This is a genomic window from Ruminococcus sp. Marseille-P328, assembly GCF_964249465.1.
Taxonomy (GTDB): Bacteria; Bacillota; Clostridia; order Lachnospirales; family Lachnospiraceae; genus Blautia_A; species Blautia_A faecis.
This window is the reverse complement of sequence record NZ_CAXUBQ010000001.1, coordinates 238,705-259,639: the sequence shown is the minus strand read 5'-3', so window position 1 is coordinate 259,639 and position 20,935 is coordinate 238,705. Positions and strand designations below refer to the sequence as shown.

Here is a 20,935-nt window from a genome sequence, read left to right as displayed (position 1 = left end):
GCGTAAGGAGGAAAAATGAGCAGAAAGCCACAGAACAAAAGAAAAAGAGACACTGCTTACCATCCGGAGCTGCATACAAGAGATGTGAACAGCCGGGAGATTTTCAAAAACGATACACTTGCCAGCCAGTTTTTGAGAAATTATACGAATATTCCATTGTTTGCGAATGTTCAGTCTGAAGATATCAAGGATGTATCCAGCAAATCAACTCTATTTACAGCAATGCGCCGGAAGCGATAAAAGAAATTTATAAGAATATTTTATGGACTTTACTAATAAAGATGAATGTGCCCGTGGACGAGGCAAGAGAGATGATGGGCGAGATTGGAGGTCGTGGAATGGGTTATCTGTTTGAAAAAAGAGCAAATGTAACCGAAAACTAAATTTAAGTAAGGGAAACAAATCACGATGAAAGGTATTAATACGTAAAATGTTATAAACTTAAGTGAAATTTATAAAAACAAACCTCCGGTTCTCAGGGACACTCTGAGAGCCGGAGATTTTATCTTCAATTCACAAAGGAGAAAACCATCATGAATTTATCCAATATTTTCGAATCCACCGATTTTGTCCACGCCAGTGGTACGAAAGAGGAACTGCAGGTTGCAGAATTTCTGAAAGCGCAGTGCGAGGCGCTGGGAGTGCCAGCTCATCTGGAGGCTTTTCGGGTTGCTACGGGAGAGATTGAATCTGCACATTTGTTTGCAGATGGGAAGGAAATTACCTGTAAGGCGTTTAACTGCTGTGGCAGCGGCAGCGTAGAGGGAGAGCTTTATTATATGCCGGGAACGGATCCTGTTTCCATAGCAGGTGCAAAAGATAAAATTGTACTGATGGACACTCAGGGAGTTGGATTTTTTGTTTACCAGGACCTGATGAAAGCAGAAGCAAAGGGAATTATTTTCCAGTACGGAAATATGTATTATCCAAATACAGATATTGACCAGCGTGATCTGCGCGAAGCCGTTGTAGGGGAAGAACGGAAAGTTCTTTGCGCCATGATCCATTCCAGCCAGGCAGTAGAACTGGTGAAAAATAAGGTGAAGAACATTCGTCTGGAGGTTTCCCAGAAAGAGTACGACGGGGAGTCACACAATGTAATTGCAGAGCTTCCGGGCAGACGGGACGAGTTTATTGTGCTTAGTGCCCATTACGATTCCACTTCTTTATCTCACGGCGCTTATGACAACATGAGTGGCTGCGCAGGTTTGCTTGGAATTATGGAACAGCTGAAGGGAAAAGAACTGAACTATGGTCTTCGTTTCGTATTCTGCGGAAGTGAGGAGAGAGGGCTTCTGGGCTCTAAGGCATATGTGAAGGAGCATAAAGAGGAACTGGACAAAATAGTGCTGAACATTAATCTGGATATGATTGGAACTTATATGGGTAAATTTATCTCCTGTGTTTCAGCAGAGGACAAGCTGGCACATTATATATCTTACATGGCAGCAGAAATCGGTTTTCCAATTGAGGCAAAGACCGGAGTGTATTCCAGTGATTCTACACCTTTTGCAGACAGTGGAATTCCGGCACTCTCTTTTGCCAGAATTGCCAGCTCCAATGTGGCACCAATTCATTGCCGCTATGATGTGAAGGAGGTTATGTCCATGGAGCAGCTACAGGGGGATATTGATTTTCTGGCGAAGTTTACAGAACGTTTTGCAAATGCAGCAGTGTGTCCGGTTGCAAGGGAGATTCCGGAGAAAATCAAGAAAGAACTGGATGAGTATCTTGCAAGAAAAAGAAAAGAGCAGTAGGGGAGGCATCCTATGAGTTACATAACCACATACACAAGAAAACATTTCAATCCGGTTCATCCGGAGGCGGAGAAGATCGATATTCAGGATATTGCACATGCGTTGTCGCTGACCTGTAGGGGGAATGGGCATGTAAGTTCTTTCTGGTCTGTTGGGGAGCATTGTATTTGCTGTGCGAAGGAGGCACTTGGGCGAGGGTATTCCAATCGTCAGGCGCTGGCTTGTCTTTTGCATGATGCCAGCGAGTGCTATATGTCAGATGTGCCCCGTCCGCTGAAGCAGGAGATGCCCAGATACCGTGAGGTGGAAGAGCAGCTGCTTCAGGTGATTTATAAGAAATTTCTGGGAAGCAGTCTGACTGATGAAGAAGCGCAGCGTCTGAAAGAAATCGATGATGATCTTCTCTGGTATGATTTAGAGGTTCTTCTGGAAGAGAAACAACCGGGGGATGCACCGAAGCTGCACTTTGAACTGGATTATACAGTGCGGCCGTTTGTTGAAGTAGAGCAGGAATATCTGGAAATGTTTCAAAAACTGAGCGAATCATAAAAGACAGATTTTTACCCGGAGAATGCGGCATTTATTATGCTGAAATATGAGGGATGGCAGGTTCAGAAACAGACTTCAGACAGATTCTATGGGAGGAACAACACATGAACCAGGAGATAAAAATAGCGGTTTGTGACGACCTTGCGGAAGACAGGGAGAATATCACCCGGCTGCTTTCGGAATACACAGACAAAAATAACCTATATGTGAAAATAGAAGAATTTTCTTCCGGGGAGGCATTTTTATCCTCAGATACATCCGTTTATTCACTGGTTTTTATGGATATTTTTATGAGTGGGATGAACGGTATGGAGACGGCGAAGAAGCTGATTTCAAGAAACAGCCGGGTGCAGATCGTGTTTGGGAGCACCAGTACGGAGTTTGCAGCAGAGGCCTTTGATATTGAGGCACTTCATTACATGGTGAAGCCAGTGGGAAAAGAGAAGCTGTTTCACATTCTGGATCGCTTTTTTGACAGTGTCTACTCCCTGCGGACTGTGAACGTGAAAGTGGGACGGCTGGAGGAGAGCATTTACATTTCCGATATTCTGTATGCAGAAGCAGATGGAAAACGAGCGAAAATTCACACGAAAAAGGGCGTGATAGATGCTTCCATGTCTATGGCAGATCTGGAAGAGGTTCTGCCAGCCAATGAGTTTTGCCGCCCGATCCGGTGGGCGCTGGTTTCCATGAGGGAAATCGTGGCTATGCCTACGGATATTCTGAAGCTGTCGGATAAGACAGAAATCCCCATCAGTCGTCTTAAGCGAAAGGAAATCCAGGATGCTTTTGCAAATTATAGCTGGCGCAGTACGAGACGGCGCATGCGGGGCGGAATCCTGTAAAAGAATTTACAGACTACGTTATAATTAAAAGGGAGAAACTCTATAGCGTGTTTGAAAAAAGGCTTTCTGTAAAATATACGTTATAATCTGCAGGTGAAAATTTAAGCGAAATATTGAGAACACGTTTCGGACATGTTATGATGTGGAAAATATGAAAAACCTTTAAGAAACAATTTTTTGAAAGCGGAGGACATTATACTATGGGAAAAATTATTAATTTATCATCCGTACTGGAAAAAGAGGAAAAATTACAGCAGGTAGTAGAGTACATGGAGGAACTGAAAGACCAGTTTTCAGATTTGATCCAGGAGTATGAGGATGATGGCGCAGATGTAAGGAAAGTGGATACACTGACTGAGGCTCTGGACGCGTTGGAAGATGCATATGAGATGGTCTGTGAAGTTGCTGAGGCAGAGGAGTGATAATTTATTGAAAATAAAGTGCATCCAGCTAAAAACACGAAACTTAGTACTAGATGCACTTTTCTTGCATATTGTGGAGATTTTATAGTGTATAGAAATCGTACAAGCGTCGCTACGCGACGGCTCTAATGTTACTGTTCACTCCGTTCACAGTAACGCGCTTCGCGCTGCAATTCTCGGGTTTTCTGTGAACTTTGTTCACAAAAAACACCTCGCGGAACGTTACCAGTGAACAGTAACGCTCTAATCTATTTTCTCATATAAAATCCCAAAAACCTATTGACATAGTGGGTTAATAGTGGTAATATCCATTTAACGAATAAATAACCCAGTAAATCAATACGGAATATCGACAATTATTGCCGAAGAAGCAAGCTGGCAGTTACTGGGGGCAGATACAGACATAACAGGCGGGCCGCCATACGGCGACATCACCTCGAATAAATGTAAAGCGGCCGCAGGCGCCGGGAAAGGAATGGATATGGCATATTATAAGGGAACACTTGGATTGATCGGAAACACCCCACTTGTAGAGGTTACTAATATTGAGAAGGAACTTGGACTGGAAGCTACCGTTCTTGTAAAGCTGGAATACTTTAACCCGGCAGGAAGTGTTAAGGACAGAATTGCCAAGGCTATGATCGAAGACGCAGAGCAGAAGGGAATCCTGAAGGAAGGTTCCGTAATCATCGAGCCAACTTCTGGAAATACCGGAATCGGTCTGGCATCTATCGCAGCAGCTAAGGGATACAGAATCATCCTCACCATGCCAGAGACCATGAGTGTTGAGCGTCGAAACATTCTGAAAGCATACGGTGCAGAACTTGTTCTTACCGATGGAACCAAGGGAATGAAAGGTGCCATTGCCAGGGCTAACGAACTGGCAGAGGAGATTCCGAACAGCTTCATACCAGGACAGTTTGTGAACCCGGCGAACCCGGCAGTGCACAAGGCTACTACAGGTCCGGAGATCTGGAAGGACACTGAGGGAAAGGTTGATATCTTCATCGCAGGTGTTGGTACAGGCGGAACCCTTACCGGAACAGGCGAATATCTGAAAGAGCAGAACCCGAATGTGAAAATTGTAGCACTTGAGCCTTCTACTTCCCCGGTATTATCTGAGGGAAAAGCAGGTCCGCACAAGATCCAGGGAATCGGTGCCGGATTTGTTCCGGATGTTCTGAATACCAAGGTTTATGATGAAATTTATAAAGCAGAGGCAGATGATGCATTTGCAGCAGCGAAGCTTCTTGCACACAAAGAGGGAATCCTGGTAGGAATCTCTTCCGGAGCTGCGTTAAAAGCCGCAATCGACTATGCAAAGAAGCCTGAGAACAAGGGCAAAGTGATCGTAGCCCTTCTTCCGGATACTGGTGACAGATATTATTCTACACCATTGTTTACTGAATAAAGATACATTGTAAATATACGGTAACTGTGAAAGAACTAAACAGTTATAGTTTAGAGCGTGTTTGAAAAAGGCTTTCTGCAAGATGTGCGTCACAATTTGTGGGAGATTTTGTCCGGATGAGGGCGCCGTAGCGGGCTACGGCAACTGAATTCGGGCAAAATCTCCCGCAAAGTGGGGCGTGCAGATTGCAGGAATGATTTTTCAAACACGCTCTAGCGAATAAGAAGCCTCACTAATCTGATACTGCTTGTATAGAGCTCAGACTGGTGAGGTTTTTTTGCGTAATGCTATGCGCTTATTTTGATGGAATGTACATAAAAATTGCATGCTTATACATAAAAACGACAACTAACTTTTCCGGCGCCGTTTGTGATTGTAAGGGAAAAATAGCTATGCTAAAATGAATCTAGTCAATTATCAAAAATAAATGTAATTGTTCAGATCCAATTTCAAAAATGCTTTGCATTTCGTCGTTTGAGTCTGACCAGTTACAAATGAATTTAAGGGAGAGAAAAGAGTTATGAAAAGGAAGGCAATCAGCCGGATACTTGCAATTTCGCTGAGTGTTGCAATGTGTGCACAAAGCATTCCGATTTATGCGGCAGAAGAAATTAGGACTTCAGCTGCAGCGGACTTCTTCGCAGAAGATTCTATTGAAAACCAGAGTTTGAATGAAGGCGACGCGGAAACTAACACGGAAACCAACACAGAAACCAACGCGGAATCTAATACAGAAACCAATGCGAAAGCCGATGCGACAACCGGCATATCGGAAGCGTATACGTTGGAAGAGAGTAATTCAGCGACCACATCGGAGGAAACGGTTACTGACAAGGACGGATTCTGGTCTGGAGAATCAGAAACAGTTGAATCTTCAGCAAATGGTTCTGATGGATGGGAATCTGCGGAAATGAATGGAGCAGAAGCGGGAGATGAGGCGATAAAGCGAGATGCTGCAGCTTTTGTTTCGGGCGACGTGGAAGAAAACGTAGAGGAAACTGGAGAGACAAATGAATTGGAAGAGGCTCTTTCTGAATCGGCAGAGATGACAGAAGGTGATTTTTCCTATGTAATTGTAAATAACAGTTATGCGCGTATTACCAGATATTCCGGAAGTGCCACCAGCGTTCAGGTTCCGTCTACCATAGGTGGTTATGCGGTTCAGGTGATCGGAGCGAGAGCATTCCAGGGAAATACAGTGCTGGAAAGTGTGGAGCTTCCCGATGGTCTTACCACCATATACGCCTATGCATTTGAAAACTGTACCAGTATCACCAGCATACATCTGCCAGACAGCATTACCACATTGGGCTATAAAGTCTTTGGAGGCTGCAGCAATCTTGTCAGTGCCAATTATCCGGTGAACTGGGTAAACAGTCCCAGTGGAAACGGATCGAACAGCTATGAATATGGAAATGTATTTTCCGGCTGTCCGAAACTGACCGAGATAGAGATTCCGGAAGGAGTAAAGGCAATCGCACCGCATAGCTTTGCAAGCTTAACCACACTAACCAGTGTAACGTTGCCATCAAGCCTGACCGAAATCGGTGCATACGCATTCGCAGGAGCAACCGGTCTTACAGAAGTAACGTTTCCTTCCAATACCAAGACGATAAGAGATTATGCATTTGCCGACTGCGCAGGTTTAAAGGACATTTACATTCCAGATTCCACTACTGATATCAGGAAAGCTGTATTCGAAAACTGCCCACAGCTGACGATACATTGCAGTTATTATTCTATGGCAACCATATATGCCATTGAAAATAATATTCCATTTGAGCAAATAGGAACTTATACGGACAGCGCCGAAACCGTCCTGGATCGTTCAGACACCAGCTATTACGGAGACTTCGGAAGTGCCACAGCCAATGGATATGTGGCCATGACAGTACGCTATAACATAAAAGACACATGGAAATCCGCAGTAAGCGACCTGAATGTGAAGCTGGTTCTTCCTTCCAACGGAGAGCTTGACGAATCTACATTAAAGGTGGATGGGGAGTTATGCCAGAACTATAATTTAAAGGACAGGACACTGACCATTCCTGTGAGCGGTACTTCTGGAATTATCCGTTTCAGTATCAAAGCACAGAGTCAGTCGGTAGCACGCAGCTACGCTATTTTGAACTACAAAAAGAACAGAAACTCCAGCCAGGAAATCATCGGTGTACTGAATGAAAGTATTAATCTGTTCACCATAGATGCACCAGATGTTGTATCAAAGCCAACCGTAAATGTTTCCGGTATGGCAAATGCCGGTGGAACTGTTACCCTGCTTGTGAATGAGAAAGAACAGCAGACAGTCCAGGTATCAAAGGCCGGCTTATGGTCTGCCGTCCTTACACTGGAAAATCCTTCCAACTATGAGACCTATAAGATCAAAGCACTCTGCACACAGGCAGATGGTACAACAGAAACAAGAACTGCCGCAGTTACTTATAATGAAGGAGAACCCTCAATCGAGTCCTTCAAAATGTACTATAATGAGCATGACAAAATAAAATCCTACGATCTGACAAAGACAGACGGAGTAACACCTTTGGTGTATTACCTTCCGAAAAGCAAATTTGATTATGAGCTTACCTTTGAAAACCCGGAACAGATAAAGACTCTGTACGTTACAAGCACCAGAAACAACCAGACCAAATATCTGGAAGCGACTTATGATCCAGAAAAAAATGCATTTGTGACAGACGGATATTTCGATGAATCCGATCACAACTATGTTCCTGGCGTGATTAGCTATGAATATAACAAAACAGTTCCAGAAGTAAAAATGGGACAGGATTTTGACTGGGAGGCTCTGCAGAAAGGACTTCCGGAAGGTGCAGAAAAGGATATTACGGTAAGGAAAAATACAGCAACCGATTATGACGCAACCATTGATCTCAGTAAATTCGGGGAGGATCTGAAAGATGTAGGACTGGATGTCACCATCAGCGTGTTTGACGAGAGCAACGGTTCCAGTATGGGAACATGGAAGGGATTGATCGACGAAGCCAATAAAGATATGGGTTATCTGATCCCGGGGTATGATGACAGCAAGTATATCTGCAACCTGGATTATTCCGACAAAGGCACCTGGTATATGCTGGTAAAGGATGTTACCGGAAATAAATACATTGGATTTATGCTGGACACTGCTACTGAAAATGCCGGGACTCTGGATCAGTACTGGACACTTTCCCAGATCTCCTCCCACCTGTCAACAATAAATAAGGGAGCGTCCATGTTATATCAGAACTATCAGATTGAGAAAGACATGGATGAGCTGAGAAAAGACGTACTGGCTTCTGGCGGTCACTATTCTGACCAGGAATTAAAGGAGAAATTGAAAGCTGTGGATAATCTGGAGAGTGACCAGAAAATGTTTATGATCATGACAGCGATGATTCCACTGGTCGTAGCAGGAGGGGCGATGGGCGCAGGCCCGGTAATTGCGCTGACTGCCATATTGGGAACGATTACAGCAGCTTCCTCATTATTCTGGGATATCAGAAAAGCAGATATTAAAGGGGAAAAATTCAAGCTTCGTTTTGTAGTAGATCCAAGCGGCTATGTGTTTGATCTTTCCACAGGAGAGAGAATTGAGGATGTTACCGTAACAGCTTACTGGATTCCATATGATGAATCTGATGATTTCTGGAATAAAACGCCGTCCCCATCCGAGTATGGAACGAAATGGAATGCGGGGGAGTATAACCAGTACAATCCTCTTCAGACAAATGCAGACGGAAAATATGCATGGGATGTTCCGGAAGGCTGGTGGAGAGTAAAATACGAGAAAGAGGGATATGAAACTACATGGAGTGACTGGATGACCGTTCCGCCTCTTCGAACCGAAGTGAATATCGGTATGGTATCGCAGACAAAACCGTCGGTAGAGCACAGCTGGGATAACGGAACGGTAGTCATAGCAGCGACTTGTACTTCCACAGGAATTATCAGCTATGAGTGCACGGACTGCCATATTACCAGAACAGAGGTTTTACCGGTGAATCCGGACGCCCACAGCTGGGATAACGGAAATGTGACAAAGGAAGCCACCTGTACTGAGGAAGGTATCAGAACCTTTACCTGTGTGAACTGCAGACAGACCAGAACCGAGAAGCTGCCCGCGAAGGGACATGGGGAAACAGAGGTCAGAGGGAAAAAAGCAGCAACCTGTGCAAGTGAAGGCTATACAGGCGACACTTATTGTAAGACCTGCGGAACCAGATTAAGCGGTGGTGAAACAATCGCAAAGACAGAACATACCTGGGGAGAATGGGAAAAGACATCAGATGCTACCGTATTTGCAGCTCAGAAAGAGAAAAGAATCTGTAAGATCTGCCAGACCACAGAAGAAAGAGACAATGGAAATCCGCTGACTTCCAAAATGACACTTACAGCCTCCAGCCTGAAAATGAAAATAAAACAGACCACAAAAGCGCTCAAGATTTCCGGCATGGAGAGTGGGGACTATGTAGCATCTGTGGTTTCCGGCAACAGTAAGCTTCTGAAGGTAAGCTCCTACACCAAAGACGGTGCAGTTACGCTGAAGGCGCAGAAGAAAACAGGAAAGACGAAACTTACAGTGACTCTGGCTGGTGGGGCAGTAAAAACTGTGAATGTTACCATCCAGAAGGGAACGGTGAAAACCACCAAAATTTCAGGTGTACCGAAGAAAATTACCTTAAAGAAAGGGAAAAAACAGACTTTGGCACCGATTCTGGCGCCGATCACAACCCAGCAGAAAGTGACCTACACCACATCTAATAAGAAAGTCTGCACTGTGACAAAAAGTGGTGTAATCACAGCGAAGAAAAAAGGTACTGCAAAAGTTACGGTACGCTCCGGAAGTAAAAAGGTGGTTATTACAGTCAAAGTGTCATAAATCGTAAGAGAGCGAAGCAGGCTACGCCTACTGAAAGAAGACAAAATATACCGTAAAGCGGGGCGTGCAGATTGTAAGAATGATTAGGGGGCAGACTTTAGAACTGCCAATATTACAGGATGTATGATGCCTCTGATAAACTGCCGTGTCTGATATGTTTAAGAAACATATTGGACACGGCAGTTTTTTTCAAACAGGATAACTGTTTAGTATCTTCACACTGCCTTCTGGATAGTTGTCAAACAGGTTGTGTTGTGCATAAAAAACGCAATCTTGTGCATAAAAAACGCAACCTTCTTTAACATTATTGTTTCAAAAATTTCAATATGATATTCTTTTTATGAGAAAAAAGAGTGAATTTTCCTGATGAATTTTGCAGAAAACAGAGGATGCTGTGTTACTGTTTACAGGTAGCATTCCGCGAAGCGGTTGCTGATCAGGTTGTGAACAGCAGCAATGCTATGAACTGCCAATAGAAAGTCCAAATGCTTTTCATTACAGGGAAATGACTGAAACAATGAGGGAGGAAGAAAGAGTGAAAAAACAAATTTCAAGATGTATCAAAATGCTGTTTCTGGGCATTATCATGTGCCTGGGTATGGCGCTTAGCGTGCATGCAGAAGGCTCAGGACAGTTTTTCCAGTTCGACGGCGAAAAGTGGAACAAGGAAGAATTTTCCTGGACAGACAGTCAGGGGCAGATCTGGTATGCCCATGAATATGGAACAAATGGAGAAGCTATTATCAGCGCAGTAACCGAGGCTGTTATGGAACTGCAGATTCCGTCATATGTGTATAAGGATGGTGTGGCGAAGAAGGTAATTGGAATCGGTAAGTATTTTCCGGATTCAGAATATGATTACACATGGGACCGGTTTAGCTGTTTCTATTACGATGGAAAGTATGGCAACGGAATGCTGTATAAGTTGATTCTTCCGGATACACTCTGCTATGTGATGCCCAATGCATTTTCAACAGGTGGCAGCTGGTTTGACGGACTGGCAGCCGTTCAGCTGCCGCAGAATCCACGGCTTGTAATTGGAGAAGGTGCGTTTTATGGGGATAAGAATCTTCAAATCGTGCATTTTAATGACGCAGTAGGCGGTGCACAGCCTGTAAAAATCGAGAAGCAGGCATTTGGTAACTGTCCGAAACTGGAAGAGATAACGTTTCCGCCAACAGGAGCTTATAACGAGATTGATAAAGAAGCTTTTTACAGTTATGGGGAATGTAACCTGAAAAGAATTTATAATGCCCCATCCGAGCTGGAACTGGGCTGGGATCAGTACTGTGCCGGCGTTGAGGAGGTTTCCTTTGCAGAAGGACTTACATATGTCGGTGGAATTTCGACTATTGTAGCTTCTGAATGGAATGAGGATGGAAGTCCCTCGCGCGGACAGGGAGAATACATTAAAACACTGAAAAAAGTAACGTTGCCCTCCACACTGAAGGAAATTGGCTGGGACGCATTTAAGGATAACAAGAACCTTACTTACATCAATCTCCCGGAGGGCTTAACCACTATTGGAAGTTATGCTTTTGCAGGCTGTACAGCGCTTACAGGTTTTACCTCTCTTCCGGCAAGCGTAAGCGGAGGTATCGGAGAAGGTGCATTTAGGGGCTGCAAGAACCTCCATCTTGAAAATGTATATATTCATGGAACTGACAGCCTGAAATATCAGTTCACCGACAGTGGAATTGTAAGTATCCGCATTGGTGCTGATGTAAAATATACAGTTGGTGCAATGTTCAAGGGCTGCACAAGCTTAAAAGAAATCACAGTTGACGCAGGACATCCGTACCTTTCTTCCCAGGACGGTGTGCTTTACAGTAAGGTCTATAAAAGCAGCGGAGGGGAAGTGGCTGGCAGAAGTATTTTCACCTATCCTGCAGGAAAAAGTTGGGCAGGAAGCTATACACTTCCGTCAGATGTAGTATTGTTAGGCGGTTTTGCATTTGATTCCTGTAAATTTACAGAGATTCACATTCCGGCCCGTGTACTGGATCTGGATTATGACTCTATGGCTTCTATAGGAGATACGAACACATATTATGCCTTTGATTCTATCAAAGACAGCTGTAAATTATACGTTGTAAAAAATTCTTATGTGGACAATTACTTTAATACACGTTATCATTTTTATTATGAAAATGGTGATGTGCTTCCAATCAGTTATGATCTGGCTGGCGGAACAAATGACAGCTCCAACCCATCCACTTTCACAGGTGGAAACAGTATTGAGCTGAAAGCGCCTACACGAAGCGGTTATACCTTTACCGGATGGACGACAGTAGATGCGGATGAAGAAGTAAATTCTTCCGGTTCTTACACACCATCAATGGGTGAACTGGTAAGCGGTGTTAAACTGACTGCAAACTGGAAAAAGAACCCAGATCCTACCAAGGCACCAGAACCGACGAAAACCCCGGCGGCAGAGCCGACAAAAGCTCCGAATGCAGAGCCGACCAAGGCTCCATCTGCTCCGGAACCGACGAAGACTCCGAACGCTTCTGATAATAATCAGAACACTGTAATTCCATCCAAGCTTCCGAAGGTTACCGGAACCAAAGTGACGAATGTACTTACTGATGGTGCGAAGATTTCCTGGAAGCGCATCGCAAGCGCTACCGGATATCAGATCACAATTTCCACCGATAAGAAATTCAAGAAGGGCGTAAAGAATTATACTGTTAAGGAAAATACAAATTCTGAACTGATTTATGGCCTGAAATCAGGAAAAACCTACTATGTAAAAGTAAGAGCAGTCGCACAGGGCGGCGGCAAGAAGGTTACCGGAAAGTATAGCAAGGCTGTTAAGTTTACAACTTATGTTGTGCCGAAGGTAAAGAAGATCAGTGTAAAGAATAACAAGAAGGGCACGATCACCATTACGGCGTCCAAGGTAAAAGGTGCTGCCGGATATGCGTTTGTGGTTACCGCAGATTCCAATCTTTACGATATTGTGGACATCAAGGAATCCAAAAAGAATACGGTAACTGTGAAGAACCTGACGAAGGGACATACCTATTATATACGTGCGTGTGCATATAAGCTGAACAAGCAGAAACAGAAGGTGTTTGGTGTGTACGCAAAGAAAGCTAAGATTACAATCAAAAAATAAGAAATCAGTTGTTGTATTTAGTTACCTGCAAAAAGTGCTGCTGGTCAGGTGACCAGCAGACAGTAATAAAAAAGGAACTGTGTTTACAACCGGAGAGAACGTGACATGAAAAAAGATGAGCAGACAAATGTGTTGCTTTCGCTGAAAAACTTATATCGGTTGTTTACCGTGAAAGATTATCCGGTCTATTCTACCGGAATTCTGGGAGAAAAAAGTAAAAAAGGTCTGACTCTGGTCAGATTCTGGGATGAATATCTTCTCTATGAGTGGAAAAGCACCAGACACGGAAAAATGATTTTTCGAAAGGATGGAAGCCAGAACCGTTATCATTCGGAATTTTGTAATCGCAAGGAAAGCTTTCCCTTGTATCATATATACATAGAGGAAGTGCTGGAAGGTCTGAATGCGGAGACATTTGGCAGCCAGGTATTGATTTTTGAAAAGTTCCTGAAAGAAAAAAATTATAATCATTCTGTGTTTGTGCAGAAGCTGAGAAAATTTCTGGGCATGGTCATGGAGTCAGATCCATGGCTGTCCAGAGAGTGTGGGGAAAAGCTGATCTTCTGGATCGGTTACATAGAGAAAAAACAGAAGGATTTTTCCCAGTCCTTTGGGGATGCCTGGTTGTTTACCCTGCTTAGTCTGCACGCGATGGCGGGGCCGGAAATATCCGGGGCAAAAATGGAACTGGTAAGAAACCGTGAAGACTTAAAGCCGGAATATATCTGGAGCTGTATTTATCAGGAATCCGTGGAAACCAGGCAGAGTTTTCTCACCTTGCGAAACTGTGAATTGTTCCGGAAATCTGTGAAAGCCAGCCATTTCTTTGGCAGAGAAGAAGAGTTATATGACTTGAAAGAGATGTTCTTCAATTCCGGAAAGTATCTGATTTCCGGAATTGGAGGAATTGGAAAAACAGAACTTATGCGTCAGCTTGTGAGCTGGATGGAGCAGGAAGAAGTGAAGTGCCGGATCGCAGCTGTTCAGTATGAGGAGAATCTGGCGGTCAGCTTTTCCAGAAGTTTTCTGAATCTTACTGGTGAGAGCGTGGAAGAAAGATTTCACGAAAGTATCTATCACCTGTCAGAAGAGCATCAGGAAAAAACAGTGCTTTTTCTGGATAATATGAACCATACGGAAGAGGAAGATACTTACCTGTCAGAACTGAAAGATCTGCCGTGCACCATATTTGTTACTTCACGTCAGAAACATCTGGATGGGTTTACTACATTTGGCATAAAGGCACCGCAAAAGAGTGCCTTAAGTTTGATTTTTCGTGACAATTACAACAAAATACTTTCCAGAGAGGAAAAAGACCGGCTGAGTCGTTTGCTGGAAAAAGAGATTTTTCAGCATCCTCTGACATTGAAGCTTCTTGGAAAAGCGGGAACCTACTATTTCGGAAATTGGGATTATCTGGAAGAAGAGCTGCAGAATAACTGGAATGATGTTGCAGAAGAGTCCGGACTCATTGATATGTACCGTGGGCTGTACAAACTGGCTGATATTGGAGAAACAGGAAGCCAGCTGGCAAGGATGTTCGCGCTTCTGCCTTATCAGGAAATTGACCGGAATTTTACTGTGATGTTTTTCCAGGGATTTTTGAAGAAAAACGAAACTCTGGGAGAGGCGCTTGGCAGACTGGTGAAATTCGGCTGGCTGGAAGATACGGGAAATGGTTACCGTATGCATCCTGTAATTGCAGAGAGTCTGTGTACAAAGGATTTTTCAGAAGCAGAGTTTCAGTCATTCTGGGAGCGGGCACAGAAGTGCTTTTTCCCGAAACAGGCACCGAAAGATGAGGATCCTCGTATGGAGGAAATTGCGTGGCTTGTCTTCCAGGGAATTTCCAGAGTGCAGGGAGCGGTCAGTGACCAGCTTGTGGCACTGGCGTCAGAGGCTGCCCGATATCTGGAGCTGCCTGTTCCTATGTGCGAGAAAATCCGGAAACTGGAAAAAAGATGTGCACAGATTTCCAATGAGACGAAGTTTATGGTAGCGTGTCTGACAGAGACAAAACCTGAACAAAACGAAGAATATATAGAACTCTTCCGCGAACAGCTGAAAAAGAGAACGCTATCATCGGAATGGATGTTGTTTGCTATAAGTGATTTTTGCAATGGGTTGGAGCAGAGCAGTAATTATGAGTGTTACCGGGAGATCTGTGATTTAATTTTTCAACAGAAGGATAATATTGATTATAAAATTGGATATGTGCTTTTGCAGACGAATATGCAGATGTTGAAGCTTAATGTGAAAAAGGCTGAAATGTGGGCAGAACGTGGAATCCTTATGTGTGTACAATGGGGGCATAGCCAGAGAATACTGGATTTTCTTTATCAAAAAGCAGAATGTCATATGTTTCTTCAGGAAAAAGAAAAGCTGGCAGATTGTCTGGAAAAAATAGAGCAGATACAACAGATACAAAGAAAGCGTCAGGGTGAGAGTGAGTTTGCAATATGGCAGCTTCGTGGTCAGCTTGCAGCTATGGATCAGAATATGGAAGAAGCCGCCTATTGTATGGAACAAGCAACGGAAAGGTGCAAAATGTACTGTGGTGAGAAAAATCAGATATATTCTGCCATGTCAGAGGAACTGGCACGAATGTACAATGCCGCCGGACGAAGGGAAGAGTCGTTGGCATGTCATCTTGCGGTTCGCAATCAGCTGCTTAAGAATGGCTATCGTGAGGGCTCTATACTTCTGATGGTGGACAACAATATGAGTGTAGTCTACCTGGACTTGGGAAGACCGGAAGAAGCGATCCCATATCTGACAGAGGCGCTGGAGCTTGCGAAGGAGAATGGACTTGTAGGTCCGGCAGTTGCAGAGCCTACCTGGAATCTGGCACGCGTTTACCGCGCACTTGGAGATGAAGAAAAAGAAGATATATATCTGAAAGCCGCCGTGGAAGGCTTCCGGGAATGCTACCCACCGGAACATCCCAAGCGGATCGCAGCTGAACAGAGACTGAAAGAACACCAGGGGGAATGAACCTGGCGTTTAAGTTAAGGATGATGAAGAAAATCACAATTAATCCCATTGACATACTAGGATAATTCGTAGTAACATAAATAGCAACATATCGCCGTGGGAGGATAATCATATGAGCGAAATCACTGCAACCAAAGAGCAGCAGAATAAATACGAAGCTTTAAAAGAATACTTACGCAGTCTGGGAAGTGTGGCTGTGGCTTTTTCAAGCGGGGTGGACTCCACGTTTCTTTTGAAAACAGCACACGATGTGCTGGGGGATAAATGTATCGCGATTACTGCCATGTCCTGTTCTTTCCCGAAGAGAGAACTGGAGGAGGCGAAAGCCTTCTGTGAGAAGGAAGGAATCCGACACATTACAGTAGAGTCTGAAGAATTGGAAATTGAGGGCTTCTGCCAGAATCCTGCCAATCGTTGCTATATCTGTAAGAAAGAGTTATTTGAGAAAATTTGGGACATTGCCAGAAAAGAGGGGCTGAATGCAGTGGCAGAAGGCTCCAATATGGACGACAACGGCGATTACAGACCTGGTTTACAGGCTGTTGCAGAGCTTGGAGTTAAGAGCCCGCTGCGCCATAGCGAATTATATAAAGAAGACATCCGCGCCCTGTCCAAAGACCTTGACCTTCCCACCTGGGAGAAACAGTCCTTCGCCTGTCTTTCTTCCCGTTTTGTGTACGGCGAGACCATCACGAAGGAGAAACTTGGCATGGTAGATAAGGCAGAGCAGCTTCTTCTGGATCTGGGATTTCATCAGCTACGTGTGCGTATTCATGGTACACTGGCACGAATTGAAGTACTGCCAGATGAACTCCAGAAAGTCCTGGAGAACCGCAACCAGATCGTGAAAGCCTTCAAAGAATATGGCTTTACATACGTGACCATGGATCTCCAGGGATACCGCATGGGAAGTATGAATGAAACATTGAAGAAATAGTTTTGGTTTACGTTGTGAACGGTAGGCTTGTAATGTATAAAAGTTGTGCATTGCTATAATTATGAGACCAAACTTTTGGACAGAGATGAAAGATTCTCTGTCTTTTTTTGATATTATCGTCTATACTATGCTGTTAGTTAATTGTTTTAAATGCGGTTTTACGCTATCATTAAATTAATCGTCTGACAAATTTTGGGAGGGAGTATGCTGCGGGCTCATTTGCAGAATAGCAGGTTATCCATTTAGAGGAAGCGTTTATTGTTATGCAACAGATATTAATGGAAAAATCTTTGCCTCTGGAGTGTGTTTGAAAGGACGAAAAAAAGAATAGCGAGGTAAAGCGTATGAGAAACAGACGACTGGCATTGGCTGCAGCATTGCTGCTGGCAATCACAAGTGCAGACGGAGCAGCACTGGCAGTAAGTGGAGCTGATTTTTCTTCTGAGGAAGTAGCAGAAGCAGTTTTTGACGAAGTGGAGAATGAGGGTCTGGACAATCAGGATGAGGTTCAGGAACAGGTTCAGACTCCGGAGATGGATCAGGTGGAGGAACAGTCATCCGAGGATTCATTCTCAGATGCGTCTGGCATGGAAACAGCTGCAGAATGGCAGAACGAGGAAGCGGCAACAGCAGACGAAGCTCTGGTTTTTTCAGATGGAGAAGACACAGGAATTACCTATACCTTGTCAGATGATGGGAAACTGGTAATTTCCGGAACTGGAAGCATAGCAGATGATGCATTTGCTGGCAACACTAAGATAACAAGTGTGGTTATCTCAGAAGGAGTGACAGGCATTGGTTCCGGTGCATTTACTGGCTGCACCAATCTGACAAGTGTGACAATTCCAGAAGGCGTAACCGTCATAGATGGTATGACCTTTGGCAATTGCACCAGTCTGACAAGCGTAACCATTCCGGGAACGGTAACCTCTATAGAAGTTCAGGCATTCTGGAAGTGCAGCAGTTTGACAAGCATAACTATTCCTGCAAGCGTAACGAGCATTGGAAGCGGTGTATTCCAGGGGTGTACCAGTCTGACAAGTGTAAAGCTTTCAGAGGGCCTGACCAGAATTGGAGATCAGACTTTTGGCAGATGTAATGCGTTAGAAACCATAGAAATCCCGGCAAGTTTGACATCTATAGGAAATGATGCGTTTAAAAACTGTGCCAAGCTGAGAAGTATCCGCTGCTATGCAAATAGCAGCACGTGGCAGCCCAGATACATTTGTGATTCAAATACAACCGTATATTACAGTTACAATCCGAACCATACCCATTCCTACAAGTCACATGTGATAAAAATGAGTGGCTGTACCTATTCGGGATCTGAAGAAGAAATCTGTGAATTTTGCGGTGATTACTATACAAAAGAAACACCGGCACTTGGTCATGACTGGAACCGTGGGGAAACAACAGAAGATGCTTCCTGTGAAAGTGACGGAGAAAAAACTTATACCTGCAGAAGATGTGGTGACAAAAAGAAAGAGACAATTCCAGCAACCGGACATAGCTGGGTAAGGTCATGGCATGAAGATGCAACCTGTACAGATGACGGAGTCGATGAATACACCTGCAGATATTGCGATACGGAAAAGAGAACTACAATAAAAGCAACCGGACATAAATTTTCTGCATGGGCAGTAACACAGGAAGCAACTGTGGATGAGGAAGAAGTCCAGACACGTACCTGCAGTGCATGCGGTGAGCAGGAAACAAAAATTACCCGGGACAGACTGCAGCCAACAATGAAATTGAATCAGTCCAGTATTGTGTTGAAGACCGGACAGAAGACGAAGTGTCTGAAAGTAACCGGGCTTGCAAAGGGAGATTTCATTTCCACCTGGAGTACGGATAACTGGAGTATTGCAGATGTATCTGTTAGTTCAGATGGAACCTGTAACATTACCGCCGGTAAAACTACAGGCAAAACCCGTATTCACATATACCTGAACAGCGGATATGAAAAGTCTGTTACCGTAAAAGTCCAGAAAACCGCTGTAAAAACCACAAAGATCAAAGGTGTGCCGAAAACACTGAAATTAAAGAAAAATCAGAAATATTCCCTGAAACCGGTTTTAAAACCAGTAACAAGCAAAGAAAAAATCACCTACAAATCCAGCTCCTCCAAGGTGGTAAAGGTAGATTCCAAGGGCAGAATTACTGCAAAGAAAAAAGGAACAGCCGTAATTACGGTGAAAGCAGGGAAGAAAACAGTTAAGTGTAAGGTGACTGTGAAATAACGTATATTTTGAAAGGACAGGAATGAAATATTTTCTGTCCTTTTTCATGAATATTTATTGATTCTTTTTCTCACATTTCCTATAATAAGCCTATGTGTTATAAATTTACCCATGTGACATGTAAAAACGCCGGAAAGGATATTGTATCCCGTAGAAGTCAGCGATGCATTTTACCTGTTGCAGGGGCTTTTTGTTTTGAAGATTTGGGATTTCAAACACGCTCTGGTCTGCCATGGCAGCAGGTCTTTGGACAGTGTTGCAGACAGAAGTATATATTGAGTTAAGCTGCGGTATCAGGTGCCGTGAGGGAGTAAAAGAGTATGAAGAAAAAATGTGTGGCAATGATGTTAATCGCAATAATGACCGCATCTTTAGCTGGTTGTGGAAGCAGCAAGGACGGAAGCGGTAAATCTGTAAAGCTGGATTCGGATCACCCGGTGTCCTTGACGATCTGGCATTATTACAACGGTGCCCAACAGGCAATGTTTGACACCCTTGTAAAGGAATTTAACTCCTCCATTGGAAAAGAGGAGGGTATCTACGTGGAGAGCTACAGTCAGGGTTCCGTATCCGACCTTGAGGAAGCAGTCAACAGCTCTCTGAACGGAGAAGTAGGAGCAGAAGAACTGCCGGATATTTTCTCTTCCTATTCCGATACTGCTTACGCAGTACAGAAGCAGGACAAGCTGGCAGACCTTTCCGTGTATTTTACAGAAGATGAGCTGTCCAGGTATGTAGATTCCTACATCCAGGAGGGCTATTTTAACCAGGATGGCGCTTTATATCTTTTCCCGGTTGCCAAATCCACAGAGATCACCATGATCAATAAGACTGACTGGGAGCCTTTTGCAGAAGCGACTGGAACTACAGTGGACGAACTTGCCACTACAGAAGGTATTACAGAGGTTGCACAGCGCTATTATGAGTGGACGGATGAGCAGACCCCGGATGTGCCGGACGATGGAAAAGCATTCTACGGCAGAGACTCCATGTCCAACTATTTTATCATTGGCATGAAGCAGATGGGAAAGGAAATTTTCCAGGTGAAAGATGGAAAAATGATCTTAAACACAGATGAAGATCTGATCCGTCGCCTTTGGGATAATTACTATGTACCATATATGAAGGGCTATTTCGCATCTCTTGGAAAATTCCGTTCCGATGATGTGAAGACTGGAGATATTCTTGCATATACAGGCTCCACATCTTCCGCTGTATACTTCCCGGATACCGTGGAAAAAGAGAATGAAAGCTATCCGATTGATTACATCGTATGTGATTCTCCGGTTATGGAGAGCGGCGAGAACATAAAAGTTCAGCAGGGGGCCGGAATGGCAGTGACCAAGTCTGATGAGGAACATGAGTATGCTGCAAGTGTATTCCTGAAATGGTTCACACAGAAGAACCAGAACCTGCGCTTTGTATGCGAATCCTCCTATATGCCGGTGCTGAAAGAAGCCAACAGCGTAGAGGCACTGGATTCCGTTATCAAAGAGAATAATATAGAAGTCAACCAGAAGGTCTACGATTGTTTTGCAACGGAAATGGAAGACTTTGATAAAACAAGTTTCTATACAATTGGAGCTTTTGACAATAGCTACAGTGCCCGTAAGATCCTGGATTATTCCCTGGCTGACAAGGCAAAGGCAGATAAAGATGCCATGGACGCTGCAATCGCAGACGGAGAGAGCCGGGAAGAGGCTCTTGCACAGTATCTGACAGATGAGAATTTCCAGAACTGGTATACAGAATTCTGCCATAGCCTGGAGCAGGATTAAAA

Annotated in this window: 13 protein-coding genes; 12 read left to right on the top strand and 1 reads right to left on the bottom strand. The window is 44.0% G+C overall.

Annotation, left to right across the window (positions count from 1 at the left end; genetic code table 11):
• The first annotated feature begins 15 nt into the window (after window positions 1-15).
• The 6 genes from ACESTK_RS01185 (at window position 16) to cysK (ending at window position 4,984) form a co-directional block, all read left to right on the top strand.
• Entirely contained in the window at window positions 16-240 is a 225-nt protein-coding gene (locus ACESTK_RS01185) for a hypothetical protein (RefSeq protein ID WP_118577904.1), read from the top strand.
• A gap of 293 nt (window positions 241-533) precedes the next feature.
• Window positions 534-1,757 (top strand): M28 family metallopeptidase, encoded by a 1,224-nt coding sequence (locus tag ACESTK_RS01180; RefSeq protein ID WP_294424173.1) that lies wholly within the window; start codon window positions 534-536, stop codon window positions 1,755-1,757.
• A 12-nt stretch (window positions 1,758-1,769) separates the two neighbouring features.
• Window positions 1,770-2,306: a hypothetical protein gene (locus tag ACESTK_RS01175; protein WP_148461358.1), complete on the top strand. Its 537-nt coding sequence runs from the start codon at window positions 1,770-1,772 to the stop codon at window positions 2,304-2,306.
• A 104-nt stretch (window positions 2,307-2,410) separates the two neighbouring features.
• Window positions 2,411-3,151: a LytTR family DNA-binding domain-containing protein gene (locus ACESTK_RS01170; RefSeq protein ID WP_178090577.1), complete on the top strand. Its 741-nt coding sequence runs from the start codon at window positions 2,411-2,413 to the stop codon at window positions 3,149-3,151.
• A 200-nt stretch (window positions 3,152-3,351) separates the two neighbouring features.
• Window positions 3,352-3,573, top strand: a complete 222-nt coding sequence (locus ACESTK_RS01165) for a hypothetical protein (protein ID WP_173716773.1) — start codon at window positions 3,352-3,354, stop codon at window positions 3,571-3,573.
• A 481-nt stretch (window positions 3,574-4,054) separates the two neighbouring features.
• Window positions 4,055-4,984 carry a cysteine synthase A gene (gene cysK, locus ACESTK_RS01160; protein ID WP_173716774.1) on the top strand — a complete coding sequence of 310 codons (930 nt, stop codon included), beginning with the start codon at window positions 4,055-4,057 and terminating at the stop codon, window positions 4,982-4,984.
• Window positions 4,985-5,027: 43 nt separating this feature from the next.
• Here cysK and ACESTK_RS01155 read toward each other — a convergent pair whose 3' ends face one another.
• Window positions 5,028-5,189 (bottom strand): DUF6783 domain-containing protein, encoded by a 162-nt coding sequence (locus tag ACESTK_RS01155; RefSeq protein ID WP_373118246.1) that lies wholly within the window; start codon window positions 5,187-5,189, stop codon window positions 5,028-5,030.
• Between the two features lie 315 nt (window positions 5,190-5,504).
• Here ACESTK_RS01155 and ACESTK_RS01150 point away from each other — a divergent pair, with 315 nt between their 5' ends.
• From ACESTK_RS01150 to ACESTK_RS01125, 6 genes are all read left to right on the top strand, one after another.
• Window positions 5,505-9,863, top strand: a complete 4,359-nt coding sequence (locus ACESTK_RS01150; RefSeq protein ID WP_173716775.1) for a leucine-rich repeat protein — start codon at window positions 5,505-5,507, stop codon at window positions 9,861-9,863.
• A 535-nt stretch (window positions 9,864-10,398) separates the two neighbouring features.
• A complete protein-coding gene (locus tag ACESTK_RS01145; RefSeq protein ID WP_294424183.1) occupies window positions 10,399-12,984 on the top strand; it encodes a leucine-rich repeat protein in 2,586 nt (861 codons plus the stop codon).
• Between the two features lie 105 nt (window positions 12,985-13,089).
• Window positions 13,090-15,978, top strand: a complete 2,889-nt coding sequence (locus ACESTK_RS01140) for a tetratricopeptide repeat protein (protein ID WP_373118242.1) — start codon at window positions 13,090-13,092, stop codon at window positions 15,976-15,978.
• Between the two features lie 112 nt (window positions 15,979-16,090).
• Window positions 16,091-16,915 carry an ATP-dependent sacrificial sulfur transferase LarE gene (larE, locus tag ACESTK_RS01135; RefSeq protein ID WP_173735966.1) on the top strand — a complete coding sequence of 275 codons (825 nt, stop codon included), beginning with the start codon at window positions 16,091-16,093 and terminating at the stop codon, window positions 16,913-16,915.
• Window positions 16,916-17,259: 344 nt separating this feature from the next.
• On the top strand, window positions 17,260-19,155 hold the full coding sequence (locus ACESTK_RS01130) for a leucine-rich repeat domain-containing protein (protein WP_187565334.1): 1,896 nt from the start codon (window positions 17,260-17,262) through the stop codon (window positions 19,153-19,155).
• Between the two features lie 320 nt (window positions 19,156-19,475).
• Window positions 19,476-20,933 (top strand): ABC transporter substrate-binding protein, encoded by a 1,458-nt coding sequence (locus tag ACESTK_RS01125; RefSeq protein ID WP_187565333.1) that lies wholly within the window; start codon window positions 19,476-19,478, stop codon window positions 20,931-20,933.
• Window positions 20,934-20,935 lie beyond the last annotated feature (2 nt).